The organism is Periweissella ghanensis (assembly GCF_918814755.1).
In the GTDB taxonomy this organism is placed as follows: domain Bacteria; phylum Bacillota; class Bacilli; order Lactobacillales; family Lactobacillaceae; genus Periweissella; species Periweissella ghanensis.
The window spans coordinates 37,377-53,963 of the sequence record NZ_CAKKNT010000013.1; the positions used below are offsets into that span (position 1 = coordinate 37,377).

The 16,587-nt window shown below is 39.7% G+C and carries 17 protein-coding genes, 1 other RNA gene and 1 other annotated feature; of the genes, 5 read left to right on the forward strand and 13 right to left on the reverse strand.

What is annotated here, in order from left to right; genetic code table 11:
• Positions 1-3 precede the first annotated feature (3 nt).
• The 4 genes from LQZ76_RS05625 to LQZ76_RS05640 form a co-directional block, all read right to left on the reverse strand.
• Positions 4-978, reverse strand: a complete 975-nt coding sequence (locus LQZ76_RS05625) for a gluconeogenesis factor YvcK family protein (protein WP_230098777.1) — start codon at positions 976-978, stop codon at positions 4-6.
• Positions 975-1,850: an RNase adapter RapZ gene (gene rapZ, locus LQZ76_RS05630; RefSeq protein WP_230098778.1), complete on the reverse strand. Its 876-nt coding sequence runs from the start codon at positions 1,848-1,850 to the stop codon at positions 975-977. The genes LQZ76_RS05625 and rapZ overlap by 4 nt, the downstream gene beginning before the upstream one ends.
• Before the next feature lie 179 nt (positions 1,851-2,029).
• Positions 2,030-2,806, reverse strand: coding sequence for a DUF975 family protein (locus LQZ76_RS05635; protein WP_230098779.1), 777 nt, complete (start codon positions 2,804-2,806; stop codon positions 2,030-2,032).
• A gap of 140 nt (positions 2,807-2,946) precedes the next feature.
• Complete coding sequence (locus tag LQZ76_RS05640; RefSeq protein ID WP_230098780.1) at positions 2,947-3,921, reverse strand: AEC family transporter; 975 nt, start codon at positions 3,919-3,921, stop codon at positions 2,947-2,949.
• 367 nt (positions 3,922-4,288) lie between these two features.
• Between LQZ76_RS05640 and LQZ76_RS05645 the strand changes: the two genes are divergently transcribed.
• The gene (locus tag LQZ76_RS05645) at positions 4,289-4,621 is read left to right on the forward strand and encodes a LysR family transcriptional regulator (RefSeq protein WP_230098781.1); all 333 of its coding nucleotides are present in this window, start codon (positions 4,289-4,291) and stop codon (positions 4,619-4,621) included.
• A 36-nt stretch (positions 4,622-4,657) separates the two neighbouring features.
• Positions 4,658-5,176 carry a LysR substrate-binding domain-containing protein gene (locus tag LQZ76_RS05650; protein WP_290368169.1) on the forward strand — a complete coding sequence of 173 codons (519 nt, stop codon included), beginning with the start codon at positions 4,658-4,660 and terminating at the stop codon, positions 5,174-5,176.
• 254 nt (positions 5,177-5,430) lie between these two features.
• Here LQZ76_RS05650 and tyrS read toward each other — a convergent pair whose 3' ends face one another.
• The 9 genes from tyrS to LQZ76_RS05695 form a co-directional block, all read right to left on the reverse strand.
• Positions 5,431-6,684 carry a tyrosine--tRNA ligase gene (tyrS, locus tag LQZ76_RS05655; protein ID WP_230098782.1) on the reverse strand — a complete coding sequence of 418 codons (1,254 nt, stop codon included), beginning with the start codon at positions 6,682-6,684 and terminating at the stop codon, positions 5,431-5,433.
• Between the two features lie 52 nt (positions 6,685-6,736).
• Positions 6,737-6,927 (reverse strand) — a binding site (T-box leader).
• A 12-nt stretch (positions 6,928-6,939) separates the two neighbouring features.
• Entirely contained in the window at positions 6,940-7,764 is an 825-nt protein-coding gene (locus LQZ76_RS05660; RefSeq protein WP_230098783.1) for a DNA/RNA non-specific endonuclease, read from the reverse strand.
• Between the two features lie 13 nt (positions 7,765-7,777).
• Entirely contained in the window at positions 7,778-8,038 is a 261-nt protein-coding gene (locus LQZ76_RS05665) for a YaaL family protein (RefSeq protein ID WP_230098784.1), read from the reverse strand.
• Positions 8,035-8,634, reverse strand: a complete 600-nt coding sequence (gene recR, locus LQZ76_RS05670; RefSeq protein WP_230098785.1) for a recombination mediator RecR — start codon at positions 8,632-8,634, stop codon at positions 8,035-8,037. The genes LQZ76_RS05665 and recR overlap by 4 nt, the downstream gene beginning before the upstream one ends.
• Before the next feature lie 22 nt (positions 8,635-8,656).
• A complete protein-coding gene (locus tag LQZ76_RS05675; RefSeq protein WP_230098786.1) occupies positions 8,657-8,962 on the reverse strand; it encodes a YbaB/EbfC family nucleoid-associated protein in 306 nt (101 codons plus the stop codon).
• 26 nt (positions 8,963-8,988) lie between these two features.
• Positions 8,989-10,893 (reverse strand): DNA polymerase III subunit gamma/tau, encoded by a 1,905-nt coding sequence (gene dnaX / locus LQZ76_RS05680; protein ID WP_230098787.1) that lies wholly within the window; start codon positions 10,891-10,893, stop codon positions 8,989-8,991.
• 121 nt (positions 10,894-11,014) lie between these two features.
• Positions 11,015-11,112: signal recognition particle sRNA small type (ffs, locus tag LQZ76_RS05685), an RNA gene on the reverse strand.
• A 25-nt stretch (positions 11,113-11,137) separates the two neighbouring features.
• A complete protein-coding gene (gene tadA, locus LQZ76_RS05690; protein ID WP_230098788.1) occupies positions 11,138-11,656 on the reverse strand; it encodes a tRNA adenosine(34) deaminase TadA in 519 nt (172 codons plus the stop codon).
• A gap of 12 nt (positions 11,657-11,668) precedes the next feature.
• Positions 11,669-12,274, reverse strand: coding sequence for a class I SAM-dependent methyltransferase (locus LQZ76_RS05695; protein WP_230098789.1), 606 nt, complete (start codon positions 12,272-12,274; stop codon positions 11,669-11,671).
• A gap of 209 nt (positions 12,275-12,483) precedes the next feature.
• Here LQZ76_RS05695 and nrdH point away from each other — a divergent pair, with 209 nt between their 5' ends.
• The 3 genes from nrdH (at position 12,484) to nrdF (ending at position 16,125) form a co-directional block, all read left to right on the forward strand.
• A complete protein-coding gene (nrdH, locus tag LQZ76_RS05700; RefSeq protein ID WP_230098790.1) occupies positions 12,484-12,711 on the forward strand; it encodes a glutaredoxin-like protein NrdH in 228 nt (75 codons plus the stop codon).
• A 134-nt stretch (positions 12,712-12,845) separates the two neighbouring features.
• On the forward strand, positions 12,846-15,011 hold the full coding sequence (nrdE, locus tag LQZ76_RS05705; RefSeq protein ID WP_230098791.1) for a class 1b ribonucleoside-diphosphate reductase subunit alpha: 2,166 nt from the start codon (positions 12,846-12,848) through the stop codon (positions 15,009-15,011).
• A gap of 160 nt (positions 15,012-15,171) precedes the next feature.
• Positions 15,172-16,125 carry a class 1b ribonucleoside-diphosphate reductase subunit beta gene (gene nrdF, locus LQZ76_RS05710; RefSeq protein WP_230098792.1) on the forward strand — a complete coding sequence of 318 codons (954 nt, stop codon included), beginning with the start codon at positions 15,172-15,174 and terminating at the stop codon, positions 16,123-16,125.
• Positions 16,126-16,587 lie beyond the last annotated feature (462 nt).

A 16,587-nucleotide genomic window follows, 5' to 3' on the forward strand; every position in this document is an offset into this window, starting at 1 on the left:
CTTTCATCGCTTTTGCGCGAGAATTTTCATTAATTCTTCAACTACTAATTCACCATTATGAAATGCTCCATTGTCACGCAATTCAAGTAAATTAGCACGAATTTCTTGGGCTTTAATCCCGGTAAATTCACTACTATCGTGGCGTACTTGTTGGGATACTTCGCTCCATCGTTGCCAATCAATATAATCTTCTGGCACTTCTGAACCATTGACAATCACATGCGTAATTAAATCGCCACCTAAGTGTTCATTTAAGACTTTTACGTGATCTGCATCCGAAAAATTATCGGTTTCACCCTTTTGCGTCATAATATTTGAAATGTAAACAATATCAGCGCGGGTTGCCCGTAACGCAAGGGCCACATCGGCAATCGTTAAGTTCGGTAAAATACTTGTGTACAATGAACCGGGACCCAAAATAACTTGGTCAGCTTGGGCAATTGCGGTAATAACTTGTGGTACGGCTTGGGCAATTTTATTGTGCGATGTTGCTAATGGTTCAACCCACACTTTTTTGATTACTTTATGCGCGTGTGTTATTTCCGCTTCCCCCACCAACGATGTACCATCCGCAAACTCAGCATGCAACTCCAATGGTTCGTTGGCAACCGGATAAACATGTCCCCGAATTGCCATCATTTTGCTTAATTTCTGCACCGCTTCAAAAATATTTAAATTCATTTCTTGCATCGCGGCAATAATCAAATTACCAATACTATGACCGGCAAAAAAATCATCTTCTGACTTAAACCGATATTGAAAAACATTGATAAAGTTTTCATCTAACGTTGACATCACGGCCATTACATTGCGAATATCCCCTGGTGGTACAACGTTAATATAATTGCGTAAAATACCCGATGACCCACCATCATCAGCGACTGTCACAACAGCCGTAATGTCTACTTGTTGTTTGCGTAAAGCTCGTAAAACGACTGGTAGTCCCGAGCCCCCCCCTATAATTACGACTTTTTTCATGATTTAACACTCGATTCCTTCCGTAATTCGATATCCCGATGGGTAACTCGAACTTGATAGTTGGCCTCTAACGTCCGCCCAATGCGCTCAGCAAATGCAACTGACCGATGTTGGCCCCCCGTGCAGCCAATCGCAATGACTAATGATGTTTTACCTTCATTAATATAGCGAGGAATTGTGAGTGCGAGTAATTTAATGTAACTTTGGAAAAATTCTTCCGCCCCATCCGTCTGCATCACATAATCATAAACCGCTTGATCTAAACCAGTTAAATTACGTAAATCTGGATCGTAAAATGGATTAGTTAAGAAGCGCACATCCCATACCAAATCCGCATCCAATGGTAAGCCATATTTAAAGCCAAATGACATCACTTGAACATTAAATGGTGCGCGGTGGGTACCATCGCTAAATTTATTGAAGAGTATTTTGCGTAATTGCCGATTTGATAAATCGCCAGTATTAATTAGCATATCCGCATGTTGCTTAATCCCTTCTAAGACGTGGCGCTCTTTTTCAATCCCTTCAAGCACGCGCCCTGCTGGGGCTAACGGGTGTTGGCGCCGAGATTCCTTATACCGGGCTACTAATTCTTGATCATTGGCATCTAAAAATAAAATTTTCGTGGTTGCTTGTTTATCCCGCCACATTTCATCAATATTACCAAGTAATTCCATTGAGCGGGCATCGACGACCAAGGCCACTTTTTGAACTGATTTACTATCTTGAAGCATCTTAAAAAATTGGCCTAATAAAGCAATTGGTAAGTTATCGGTTGTTAAAAACCCCATATCTTCAAAGGCTTGCATTGCAACCGTTTTACCAGCCCCACTCATCCCTGTGATAATTACTATTTCTTGTTCATTTGTCATTATTGCACCTCCGGCCAGCTAGTTGCTTGCTCATTTTGTCCGCATTAGATAATTAAAATCCGCAAGCTGGCATCGCATGCCGCTCCCGGATTTTAATATGCGACTACGGTTAATCATCGTAGTCTATTATATCAATTTTTAGTCCTACATCTGTAAAAATGTTATTAAGTTAGCCGGACTTATTTAAAGGCATCCCCAGCTAAATTATCATAGAACACTGCCCGAGTCATATTAACATATGGCAAGACCCAGAACCATGCAATTCCAAAGGTTAAAGCCACTAATACATACCAGCCAATAAAACTTACTTCTAACCAGAATAACTGGGCTTTATGACCTTGCATTAACCGCCGACTAGCTGTGATATACCACGTCCAGCTAGTTGGGACATTTTCACGTCCGTGCTTATCAACCATATCTTTATAGATGAACATGGTTTGTGAATATGAAAAAACTTTGATACATCCAGGAATAATAAGTACACACGTCCATAAAATTTTAAACAACGTCATTACTAAGAGCAACATAAAGTTGGCTAAAATATTATTACTGTTAAACCCTTCAAAAGCATCAATAAATTTAACCGTGGCCTTTTTACCACGTAACCAATCAAGTGATGCCCAATAAATCCCCGTTGAAACCATCGCAATTACAATCGACATTAAAAATGAACTTAATCGATTACCATATGAGCCCAGAAAACCGGGTTGCAAATTGATACTATCACTAGCATCCATACTAGTTTTAACCGCTTGGTTAATTTCATTACTGGCATGTGCATCACCAAGTGCAAGGGCGATAACAATAATTACTCCAATAATTAAAAAAACAGATACGATCGTACTAATAAATTGTAACGCGGCGGGAAAGGCGTTTAAGCGCACCGCAGTTGGCCAGTTACCAGCTAATTTTTGCCGAGCTTGGCGCTTATAATCACCAATTGTCATTGTTTGCATATTATTCCTCACTTCATTTATCTAATTATTAAATTGTATCATAAGATAGGCGTGTTGGGCGGATATCATCTGGAAGGAACAAAAAAAGCGACCTAGAAATTAATTTCCAAGTCGCTTTGATAACTGCTAATTTAAATAAATTAGATGTATTGAATGATGGTCATCAAGATTGGTACAACGATGATGAACAAGACCGTTGATGTTGTCACAATGTTCGTTGCAAACTTAACATCACCGTGGGCTTCAGCTGCCAAGATTGGTAAAACAGCTAACATTGGCGTTGCTGATTGCACAATCAAAGTCTTTTGTAAGAGTGGTGCCAAGTCAACACCATGACGAACAGTAAAGTAAACAATCGCAATCATGATAATTGGTGAAAGGATGAAACGGCCGCATAAGGCAACAATTGTATCACGATCAAACTTAATACTCTTCAAACCAGCATCTGCTAACACAATCCCGATGTAAATAAGTGAAAGTGGTGTTACCAAACTACCAACGTACGTCATACTTTGTGCCAAGAAAGTAATCTTTAGAATTGGAATGTTCAATAATAAGAAGACTAAAGCAACCACAAATCCAACCAATGGCATTGGAATAACTTGTTTCCAGTTGATTTTCTTCTTTTCACCATTGTTGTCAACCTTAGTTGGGTCATCGTTACTAATCAAGAAGACCCCAAAGGCCCATGTTGAAACGGTGTTAACGATGTAGTAAACCAAGAAGTATGTCAAACTGTCGTTACCGAACAAAGCGATGTTCAATGGTAATCCAATGAAGATCGTGTTGGCATTAACAATCGCGTTAATCATAATCCCACGACGGCCAGGTTGAACTTTTAATACTTTAACTAAAATAAATGCAATTACATAACCGATAATTACTGCTAAAAATCCCCAAATTAAGTAACTTGAGAATGATACTAAAGTACCACGTGTTAAGCGTTGTAACACGGATACAAAAATTGAAGCGGGCAAAGCGATGTTTTTGATAAATTTAGAAATGTTTTTTCCAAAACTATCTGCAAACCAACCTTTAACCCGTAAAATGTAACCAAGTGCCATAATAATTACGACAACAAGGACACTTTGAATGGAACTCCATAAAACTGCCATTATCCCTACCTCAAACTTCTTTTAACTTACATTCATTGTATAAGTCGTCATAATTATGTTACCAAACTGCCAAATTATTCGCCTAAATTTATCCCGTCTGATTACATCCGTTTACGTGACAACTAAAATCAGTGGTACAATGAAATGTACATGACTTTATTGTCAGCATAGTAAAATGCATGATACTTGGACAAATATTAATCAGACCGTTTCTAGTAGTTTAAACTAACTTTTTAATTATTTTTTCTTATACAATCATTCATTATCAACTAATATATACCTCATATTACGGTATAGTCAAATTAAACACGAACTATAAATGATTTTTATATCACCTAAAAAAAAACAGTCATAGCAAGGAGTAACCATGTATATTCGAGACCTAGAATATTATCAGCAATTAATCTTGCAAAAAAACTTTTCAAAAGTTGCCGCTTTTTTTAATGTCAGCCAACCAACGATTAGTGCAGCCATTAAACGTTTGGAAGAAGAATTAGCGACCCAATTAGTGGTGCGTGACCATTCACATAACGATCTCTACATCACTTTAGCCGGTGAACAACTTAATAAACACGCCAATCAAATTTTAAACGAATGGGCCGTCACTAAAGATGAAATCAGCCGCTTAAACAATGATCAAATTACGCTTGGTTTACCTCCTATCATTCGTAATTATTACTTCACCAAAATTGCGAGTTAATTAAGCTCGCTAGAATTACTTCACAATATTCAAACGATTGAAAGTGGCTCAAATGACCTCCGTAAAGCCCTTTTACACGGTAAAATCGATATTGCCTTACTAGGGTCAGATGAACCGCTCTCATATAAATCATTAATAACTAAAGAGTTTGATCGGCACGCCTTTAAAATCTTTGTGGCCAAAAACCATCCTTTGGCAAACAAAGGAGCGGTCCACTTTGTAGACTTAAAAGGCTTACCCTTTATCTTATTAAGTGAAGGGTTTGTGCACACCCAAGCCATTAACAAACTGGCCAACCGTAATCATATGCGTTTAAATCCTGTTTTTCGCTCAACTGATGTTAACTTAGTGCTTAATATGGTCGCCGCTAATCTTGGCATTTCATTTCTAGCAAGCATCACTAGTGAGCAACGCACCGACGTGGTCGCCCTTGATTTACTTGATGATGATCAACCAGAATTTATCACTAGTATTGCATATCGAACCGCACATGTCTTAACTCCGGCTCAACAAAATATTTTGGCGTTGTTAGACCAGCATTTAATGCAGAAATAACAGACCGTGTACGTGATGACCGAAATACTAACATCACACACAAAAACGGGAGTGTGACAGAAGTCGGGCGATATCGAGAAATACACTAAAAATCCTCTATGAAGAAAATTCTTCATAGAGGATTTTGTCGTATTTCGAATATATCGGACTTCTGTCACACGTTCTAGCAGCAAATTACCACTAGAAAAGAGTAATGTCACAACCACATTTTTCTGTACCGGAGCATATTTAAACGGAGCTTAGCACACGCTCTTTTAATCTTGAACGCGGCCTAAGAAGTACTTCTTCTTACCACGACGCACAATAACAAATTTACCATCGTACATGGCACTTGGATCAACAATAGCTTCAACATCCGTAACTTGAGTCCCATTAATCCGAATAGCCCCATTGGTCACATCTTCACGGGCTTGGCGTTTAGATGCATCTACCCCAGCATCAACAATAAAATCAACCACGTTTTTAACTTCACTAGTCAATGCAAATGATGGCATATTAGCGAAACCTTGGGCAATTTCAGTCGCTGTTAAATCTTGGACATCCCCAGAAAACAACGCTGCTGAAATCCGTTCAGCTTCTTCAACGGCGGCTTGTGAATGGACAAAACGGGTTACTTCTTGAGCAAGCTTCCGTTGCGCTTCACGTGCACGTGGGTTTTCTTGGGTAGCCACTTCTAAGGCATCAATTTCTTCTTTTGACAAGAAAGTAAAGTATTTCAAGTATTTGATAACATCGGCATCTTCTTGGTTAAACCAGAATTGGTAGAATTCGTATGGTGATGTCTTTTCAGCATCTAACCAAACGGCCCCACCAGCTGTTTTACCAAATTTAGTTCCGTCTGATTTAAGCATCAATGGAATTGTTAAACCATAAGCCTTGGCATCGTTACCTTCCATCCGGTGAATTAAATCAATTCCGGCTGTAATGTTACCCCATTGATCAGCCCCACCAACTTGAAGTTGTACGTCTTCTTGTTTAAATAATTCAAGGAAATCAACTGATTGTAAAATTTGGTAAGTAAATTCAGTAAATGAAATTCCCGTTTCTAAACGTGAAGCTACGACATCTTTAGCCAACATAGTGTTAACTGAAAATAATTTACCGTAAATACGCAAGAAATCAAGTAAGCTAATCTTACCTAACCAATCACGGTTATTGACCACGCGGAAGTTTTCCGTGCCAAACAAGTGCACCATTTGCGCCGTTAAGGCGGCTTCGTTGTGCATAACTTGTTCCATCGTTTGTAAAACCCGTTCTGAATTACGACCAGATGGATCACCAATTGAACCAGTTCCCCCACCGATGACAATTACTGGTTTGTGACCAGCTAATTGGAACCGTTTCAACACCATAAAAGGAATCAAGTGGCCAATGTGCATTGAATCTGCTGTTGGGTCAATCCCAGCGTACATTCCGACTTGTTTTTCGTTTAATAGGCTTTGTAAGCCGTCTTCATCGGTTAATTGGTTAATGGCACCGCGCCACTTTAAATCAGCAAAAATTTCCATTTAAGTTCTCCTTTTTTCCATAAAAAAAGTCCCTAAGCGCATTATCTATGCACTTAAGGACGAATTAATTCCGTGGTACCACCTTAATTTACTACAGTTGTAGCCTTAGGCGTCGATAACGAGACGAACCGTTTGTGCTCCATAGATGTAACTTCGTTGGATCAAGGTCGGTTAGTTCACAGCAACCACTAACTTTCTGTATCGAGACTTGATTAACTACTTTGTCTATATCATTGCTTAAATTATTTTAACATGTTAGTTCGTACTTGAGTAGCCATTTTGATAGTTAATGTTTATCCCAGGTTGAATATTAAAAATATACAAATTAAAGCGGATTGTTGAGCTACCAATTGATTCGGCTTGCATTTGCACCCCGCGCGGAACAAGTTCTTGATCCCGATAATAGGGCGTAATTTGGTAGCGTACATAATCGTTGGGATGACTACGTAAATAACTAGCCACCATATTTTCATAATATGACATGCCTGGATCATTTAATGAACGGGTCCCGGTCACCAAATTTTGCAAATTATTATTTTGGCCCGTAAATTGATACCCAATCAAGTGTGAGCGATTGTATAACCATTCAATATGACCATTAATTGGTACTTTCCGGTTTTTAAAGCCGGTCGGATTAACCGTTAACCGTTGGCGCTTAGCATGCGGCATCAAACTTTTATTCAATAAAGCACTCGCCCCAGTCGCCCGACCTAAATTATCAAGTGGTTGGTATGTCGCCCACGCCCCCCGGTTAGTCGCTAATTCATTTGCACTAAAACTCGGTTGGCCATTATTGACTTGAATAATTTGTTGGCCACTAAAGTTCAATTGTGCTAAGTTATTTGGCGTTGGTTTTGGGGTTGGCACTTGACTGCTAGTCGTTGCACTTGAAGATGTTGTTGCTTGTGAAGATGATTGCTCAATTACCCGACTTACGGCTGAGGTTGCTTGATTGGTATGGCGCTGATGTGGTTGATGGTCTTGGCCACCAGTAAACCAACTTGCCGCTAAGGCCACTAAAATAATTAAACCAATAATTGATGCAAAACCTGATTGCGGGGTTGCTTTCTTTTTAGCCATCCGATTCTCCTACTTAATCAATCGTAAAGACACTGCGTTGAATCCGGCCTTTAATTTGGCGGCGCCGAGCTTCACGATAGTAATAAAAAAATTTCTGCTTTGCTAAAGCGGTTTGGGCTTGAATTAACCGGCCATCATAGTTACTTTCCGTCATTGCACGTTCCGATGATTTAGCTAAATCCCAATCGATTTTAGCTTCATCAACTTGGTCCATTAACATACCATCATAGGCCAAATGACTTACTGGTTGCTTGTTTTTATTTAAGCGACTCATAGCTCAGTTCTCCCCTCAACCGCTTTGATTAATGTCATCTCATCCGCGTAATCAATATCACTTCCCACTGCTAGCCCATGGGCTAACCGGGTAACTTTAATACCTGCTGGTTTTAACATCCGGGCTAAATACATTGCCGTTGCTTCACCTTCCGCATTTGCATTTGTCGCAACAATTACTTCGGTAATGCTTTCATTTTCTTGTAGGCGTTTAATTAAACTCGCAATGTTAATATCATCGGGACCTTTCCCATCCATCGGTGATAGAACCCCGTGTAAAACATGATACAAACCATGATATTCACGGGTATTTTCCATAGACATAACATCTTTAGATTGCTCAACGACTAGAATCGTTGTTTGATCACGACTAGGGTCTTGGCAAATAACACATGGATCAGCTTCGGTAATATTGCCACAGATACTACAAAATTGTAAATCACGTTTGGCAGCAATCAGGGCTTGGGCAAAACCAGTCACATCCTCTTCATCCATACCAAGGGTATAAAATGCTAACCGGGTTGCTGATTTTTGGCCAATTCCGGGTAATTTCATGTAACTTTCAATTAATTGGGCAATTGGTTCTGGATATTGCATCGGCCCCTCCTTTAAAAATAGCTTAGAAGCCTAAACCACGAGTGTATTTACCCATTGTTTGGGCAGTTTGATCATCAATTTTTGTCATCGCATCGTTAATCGCAACAACTAACATATCTTGTAGTGTATCAACATCGTCAGGATCAACGATTGCTGGTGCGATAACAACATCCTTTAACTTACGATCACCAGTAAACGTAACCTTAACCATGTCACTAGGTGCTACCCCAACAAACTCAGTTGCTTCCAACTCTGCTTGTTCGGCTTGCATTTGCTTTTGCATCTTTTGCATTTGTTTCATCATGCCTTGCATGTTTCCACCCATCATATTATCATTCCTCATTCTTTCATTAATTAATCATTTTCAACGGTAACAATGTCACCAAATAAATCTTTTGCTTGGGCAATTAATGCCGGTTCTTCAATTACTGGCTCAACGGCGGTTGGGGTTACAGCGACCGTCACTGGGCCTTCAACTGGCGGTTGTGTTTCGACTGCCAACTCAGCCAATTGGGGCACCGTCATCTCATTAACCGCAATTTTTTCTTTATATTGGCTAATATAACTGTTCCGCAACTGAACCCATTGATCATCTGTAATTAACGCCACCGTTAAGGTCTCACCCGTTAAGCGATTTAAACTTTGTAAAATATTATGCTGCAAATTGGCATCTTGTTGGGCCAACCGATGAATATATGGTTGGCTAAATGCCAAAACAATTCCATTAGGACTCGCCGCGACTGGTTTAGCTTGATTTAACTTGGCCATCTCAACGACACTTAACATGTTAAGTAAATCTGGATAATTATCCTCAATTGCGCGTAACGCCCCTTTAGTTGCCGCTTGTAAAATCGTAAAAACGGTTTGACCATCAAAGGCCATTTTACCCGTCGTGGCGGTATTTACAACTGGTCCAGCCGGTCCACTGACGGGAATATTACGAGCCCCTTCAACCGGCATTACTTCTGCTTGCTTCGGTTCCGCAAGGAGACTCGGTTCAGCTGGTAAGCTAGCTGGCATTTCAGCCTTAACCATTAATGTTTCACGTGGCACATGCGTCGTTACCACAGGTTCCCTAGCAATTGTCGGCCTAGCTGCTGGAGTGGTCGGCACAGCACCACTTTGACTTTGGGGCTTGGCCACTGATGGTTGTTGAACGGCCGGCTGCATCGGTTGTGACGTAATCGTTTTTAGACTAGCTAATTTAACTGTTAATACTTCTAAATAGACATCCGGATGCGTGGTAAACCGTAACTGTTGTTGGACATCATTTAAGACATTAATCACCGCATAGGCGTAATCCGGCGTTACTTGCTTACTCAAAGCCGTAAATACTTCATCTGGCGTGACTGTTACCATGTCAGGGGCTTGATTTGCCAATAATAAATCCCGAATATAACTAATTAAATCTTCAATGAATCGATGCGCATCCTTACCTTCTTGCAGGATTGATTCTAAAACTTGCAAACTAGTTGGCACATCTTCAGCTAACACAGCCGTTACGTATTCATTTAATAAACTTTGCTTAACCGCACCCGTCACTAATAACGCATTTGCTAAGGTGACTTTATCATCCCCAAACGAGAGTGTTTGATCCAGAATACTTAAGGCATCCCGCATCCCACCTTCTGCTGCATTGGCAATCACTTTTAAGGCTGAGGCTTCATATTGGTACCCTTTTTGTTCCAAAATATATTCCATACGGGCAATACTTGCAGTTGTCCCAATCCGGCGAAAATCAAAACGTTGGGTTCGTGAAATAATCGTTAAGGGAATCTTGTGTGGCTCAGTAGTTGCCAAAATAAAAACTACTTGGGCCGGTGGTTCTTCTAAGGTTTTCAACAAGGCATTAAAGGCCCCGGTTGATAACATATGAACTTCATCAATAATGTAAACTTTAAATGGCGCTTGGGTCGGAGCATATTTAACCTTATCACGAATGTCACGAATTTCTTCAACCCCATTATTTGAGGCCGCATCAATTTCAATCACATCATTTAATGAACCATTATTAATGGCCTGACAATTAATACACTCATTACATGGTTCACCATCGTGTAAGTTTAAACAATTTAACGCCTTGGCAAAAATCTTAGCTGCTGACGTTTTCCCGGTTCCGCGTGGCCCAGTAAACAAATATGCGTGGCTCGTTTGTCCCGTAATAATCGCATTTTTCAGCGTTTTAGTGATGATTTCTTGTCCAACCATATCACTAAATTTTTGGGGCCGCCACACCCGATATAGTGCTTGATAAGCCATTTGTTTACCTCCCGTAGATTTCATAATTACTCTATCAATATTACCACATTCAAAAGCTCTATCGCTGATTTATCATTACAAATTTCGATAAAAAAAACGAGGCCATTTCTGACCTCGTTTCTCAAGCTATGTATGTAAAGCACAAATTGCAGCATTCTTAGGGCTGCTTCCTTCCAGACCTGACCCGGTTCGAAGTACAACCTTGCCTTACAGATTTAAATTATACACTTTTTTCTAAGCAACATCAAGCATCTTTTGTTTGTTGTGCTTTAGCGGCCTTTTTACGGGCTTTTTGTTGCGCGCGAATCTTGCGGAAAAACTGCTGTAAAATTTCTCCAGCTTCTTTAGCTAAGATCCGTTCATGCACTTCCACTTGGTGATTAAAACGTTCATCCGTTAATAAATTATATAAACTACCCACGACACCGGCTTTAGGATCACGGGCACCAAAATATAATTGGGGAATCCGCGAATTAATAATTGCGCCGGCACACATTGGACATGGTTCAAGTGTCACAAACATTTGACAATCTTCTAACCGCCATGACTTTAAGCGCCGATTAGCTTCTTGAATCGCCATAATTTCAGCATGCATGATCGCATCTTGGGCGTGTTCACGTAAGTTAAAACCGCGCCCGATAATTTCCCCATCGTGCACAATCACCGCCCCAATCGGTACTTCACCAATTGCACCAGCTTTACCGGCTTCTTTTAAGGCAGCGCGCATAAATTTTTGTTGTTCTTCAATTGTTAATTCTTGCATTCTACTTACCCGTTAGGCTTTAACGGCTTCTAAAATATAGTAGCCCTTATCTTTACGAATAATTTCGCAATTGCCAAAAACTTCTTCCATTAGTTTCTTAGCTGATGGCGCACCTTGTTTTTTTTGTAGCACAACGGTTAAAGTTCCACCCGCTACTAGATGTGCCACCGCTTCACTAATCATGGCTTGGACAATTTCTTTACCTGCCCGGACCGGTGGATTAGTTAAAATCGCTGCATATTGCTCAGTCACATCTTCATAGACATTTGAATGGAACACGTTAACTTGTTCCGCCACCCGATTATTAGTGGCGTTACGTTGGGCTAAACTCAATGCTAAATTATTAACATCAACCATATCAATGTGGCGTTCTGGGTAAGCTAAGGCTAACGAAATGCCGACTGGTCCATAACCGGTCCCTAAATCAAGAATTTTTCCAACCGGAGCGTGGTCTTCACGAAATGCTTCAAGCATCACGCGTGTCCCGTAATCGACAGTTTGTTTTGAAAAGACCCCGTTATCCGTGGTAAACTTAATCTCGTTGTTTAATAAGTTAAATGACCACGTTTTTTCATCGTGGACAATATCTGGGTTCTCTGTATAGTAGTGATTATTCATGGGCTTGGCCCCCTTCATTTTGCTTCTATCTAATAATAACTGTTAGCGAAAAGTTTTTACACCCTTTTATAAATTTTTCTCTTTGCTACTGTAAGGCAAATAATCACTTTATTTCCCACTATACACTATATATAGTTTTTTATCATTGCACCGGCCACTACATATTGTTATACTAATCGATGAAATAAAAAGGGACAGGGGTATATAACATGAATAATTTAACCGTATTTACTAAAGATAACTGCATTCAATGCAAGATGACAAAGCGCTTTTTAGAAGCCCGCGGCATCGCTTTTGAAGAAAAAAATGTCAGCACGAACCCAGAATATGTCGACTACTTAAAGGCTCAAGGTTTCCAATCAGTACCAGTTGTTGAAGGTGCTAATATTGATTCAATTGCTGGTTTCCGTCCAGACGCCTTGCAACAATTAGCCTAAGTATTCAATTAAAAGTCGCGTGCTAAAGACAACATCTTGTGTCAAAAACAACAGGGTGTTGTTTTTTATTTGTAAAGTGCGCTGCCAATTAGCCACACTAATTTCTATCATTACCATATAAGGGGAGCTTACACATGAGTTTAAAAGACTTAAAAGATGTTACATATTTTGATTTAAACAATCAAATTAACATTCCAAAAAACAATCGGATCCAATTAGAAAAAGATCATGACGCATTAGCGGCCTTCTTTGCCGAAAATGTTGAACCTAACACCATGCAATTTGCAACCCTTCGTGATCGTTTTGATTACCTACTTGAAAACGATTTTCTTGAACCTGGTTTTGTTGCTAAATATGACTTTAGCTTCATTGAAAAGCTTTACGCCTACCTTTTGGACCAAGATTTTCAATTTAAGTCATTCATGGCGGCTTACAAGTTTTATGCCCAATACGCATTAAAGACTAATGACAACACGACTTATTTAGAAAGCTACACTGATCGGGTAGCGATTAATGCGCTTTTCTACGGGGATGGTAATGAAGAATTAGCAATGCACTTGGCTGATGAAATGATTCACCAACGCTACCAACCTGCGACCCCATCATTTTTAAATGCTGGTAAGTCACGTCGTGGTGAATTGGTTTCATGTTTTGTTATCCAATCAACTGATGATATGAATTCAATTGGCCGGGTCATCAATTCCGCCCTTCAACTTTCACGAATTGGTGGTGGGGTTGGAATGAACCTTTCAAACCTTCGTGAAGCTGGAGCGCCAATTAAAGGAATTGCCAACGCCGCTTCTGGGGTTGTACCAGTTATGAAGTTGTTGGAAGATTCATTTTCATACTCTAACCAACTTGGTCAACGTCAAGGGGCCGGTGTTGTGTACTTAAATGTCTTCCACCCAGATATCATGCACTTCTTAGCTACTAAAAAAGAAAACGCCGATGAAAAAATTCGGGTTAAGACGCTTTCACTTGGTTTAACCATTCCTGATAAGTTCTACGAATTAGCCCAAGCCAACGAACCAATGTACACTTTCTCACCATATGATGTGGAACGGGTTTACGGAACACCATTTAACTACGTTGATATTACGGCTGAATACGATAACTTAGTTGCTAATCCTGAAATTGCCAAGTACAAGATTAATGCTCGTGACCTTGAAACTGAAATTTCTAAATTACAACAAGAATCTGGTTACCCATACATCATCAACATTGATATGGCTAACCGTGAAAATGCCGTTGCTGGTAAAATCGTTTCATCTAACTTATGTTCTGAAATTTTACAAATTCAAGAACCATCAAAGATTAACGATAAGCAAATGTATGACCACCTTGGAACTGACGTTTCATGTAACTTAGGTTCAATTAACATTGCTAACATGATGGAAACGAGTGACTTTGGTCAATCAGTTGATACAATGATGCGGGCCCTTTCATTTGTTTCTGACATGTCAAAACTTGATATTGTCCCTTCAATCCGTAAAGGGAATGATGAAGCCCACGCGGTGGGGCTTGGTGCCATGGGCCTTCACGGTTACTTGGCTAAGAGTCACATCATGTACGGGGATGAAGATTCAATGGACTTCACTAATGTCTTCTTTATGATGGTTAACTACTACACATTAGTTTCATCAAACAAGATTGCCCGTGAACGTCAAGAAACTTTCAAAGACTTCGAATTATCAAAATACGCTGATGGTTCATACTTTGAAAAATACATTAACGGTGATTGGCAACCTCAATCAGCGAAGGTTGCGGCCCTTTTTGAAGGTCACCACATTCCAACTGCTGATGACTGGCGTCAACTTGCTGCTGACGTTAAAAAAGATGGTTTATACAACCGTAACCGGATGGCGATTGCCCCAACTGGATCAATCTCATACATTAACGATGCAACTTCATCATTGCACCCAATTGTAAACCGGATTGAAGAACGTCAAGAAAAGAAAATTGGTAAGATTTACTATCCAGCCCCATACTTGGCAGATGATACTATTCCTTACTACGTTTCAGCTTACGATACTGATATGCGTAAAGTTATCGATATCTACGCCACCGCTCAACAACACATTGACCAAGGGATGGCATTAACCCTCTTTATGCGGGCAACGTTGCCTGAAGGCCTCTACGAATGGAAGAACGGTCGCACTGATAAGATGACAACGCGGGACTTAAACATCTTACGGAACTACGCTTACAAGCGTGGTTGTAAGTCAGTTTACTACGTGCGGACATTTACTGATGATGACACTGAAGCTGGTGTTAACGAATGCGTCAGCTGCTCAATCTAATTGCATAGCTTAAAAGTGAAGGTATGAATTGCGATAAATTCGTAATTCATACCTTTTTTATTACAACTACTGAATTTTAAGCCTCCCCCACTTATGTTGACATTCATAAGTTGACGGGCTAAAATTTAGTGAATCAATTAACAATGGAGAAGAATATCTAATGGCAAAAGAATACATCGCAATCAATTGGAATAACATTGAAGATGCTATCGATAAGGCAACTTGGGAAAAATTAACTGAACAATTTTGGTTAGACACCCGGATTCCGTTATCAAACGACCTTGATGATTGGCGTCAAATGGATCAAAAAGAAAAAGATTTGGTTGGTTTAGTTTTCGGTGGTTTAACTTTACTTGATACCATTCAATCACAAGATGGGATGTCAGCACTTAAAGACGACATCCGGACACAACACGAAGAAGCGGTTTTGAACAACATTGAATTCATGGAATCAGTGCACGCAAAATCATACTCTTCAATCTTTGAAACATTGAATGCACCTAAAGAAATTGAAGCTATTTTCGAATGGACAAATACTAACGAATTCTTACAGTACAAAGCCCAACGCATTAATGATATTTACCAAAATGGAACCCCATTACAAAAGAAGATTGCCTCTGTATTCTTAGAAACATTCTTATTCTACTCTGGTTTTTACACACCACTTTACTACTTAGGCCACAACAAGTTAATTAACGTGGCTGAAATCATCAAATTAATTCTTCGTGATGAATCTGTCCACGGTACGTACATTGGTTACAAATTCCAAATTGCGTTTAACGAATTAAATGAAGATGAACAATCAGAAATCAAAGCTTGGATGTATGACTTATTGTACGAATTGTATGAAAACGAAGAAAAATACACCCACGAATTATATGATGGTGTTGGTTGGACTGAATCAGTACTCACTTTCTTGCGTTACAATGCCAACAAAGCCTTAATGAACTTAGGCCAAGATCCATTGTTCCCAGATACTGCTGATGATGTTAGCCCTGTTGTTATGAACGGGATTTCAACTTCAACATCAAACCACGATTTCTTCTCGCAAGTTGGTAATGGTTACCGTCTTGGCCAAGTTGAAGTTATGGAAGATAGCGATTACGATATTTAATTACCAAAACAGAGCTGTGACAGCAGTGAAATTTAGTAATAAGTTGCTGCTAGAACGTGTTTCAAAAGACAGCTACTAGCATAAAATACGAAAATCCCGACCGAATTTTTAAATTCAGTCGGGATTTTTTAGTGTTATATCGGAGCTAAACGCCTTTGGTCACACTCCCATTTTTAGTATGCTATAGCGATTTTCACCACTGGATAATCTAAAGCGTTAGGTTACCCTTTCAATTAGCTTAAACGCAAGTAAAATCGCTAATTATTTAACTGGTCCATCACATGGGCGCTGCACTACCTTCGTAAAAAGCCACAAAAAAAGAGCTAGCAAGGAAATCCTTACTAACTCTTTTGGTTCTATACTTTTTGGTACTGATGGCCATGACTTAAGTCATGGGTGTCAGTACCATTTTTTATTCTAATTGTATTGTTTCGTAAAAAAGAGTACAAAAATAGAGATAGC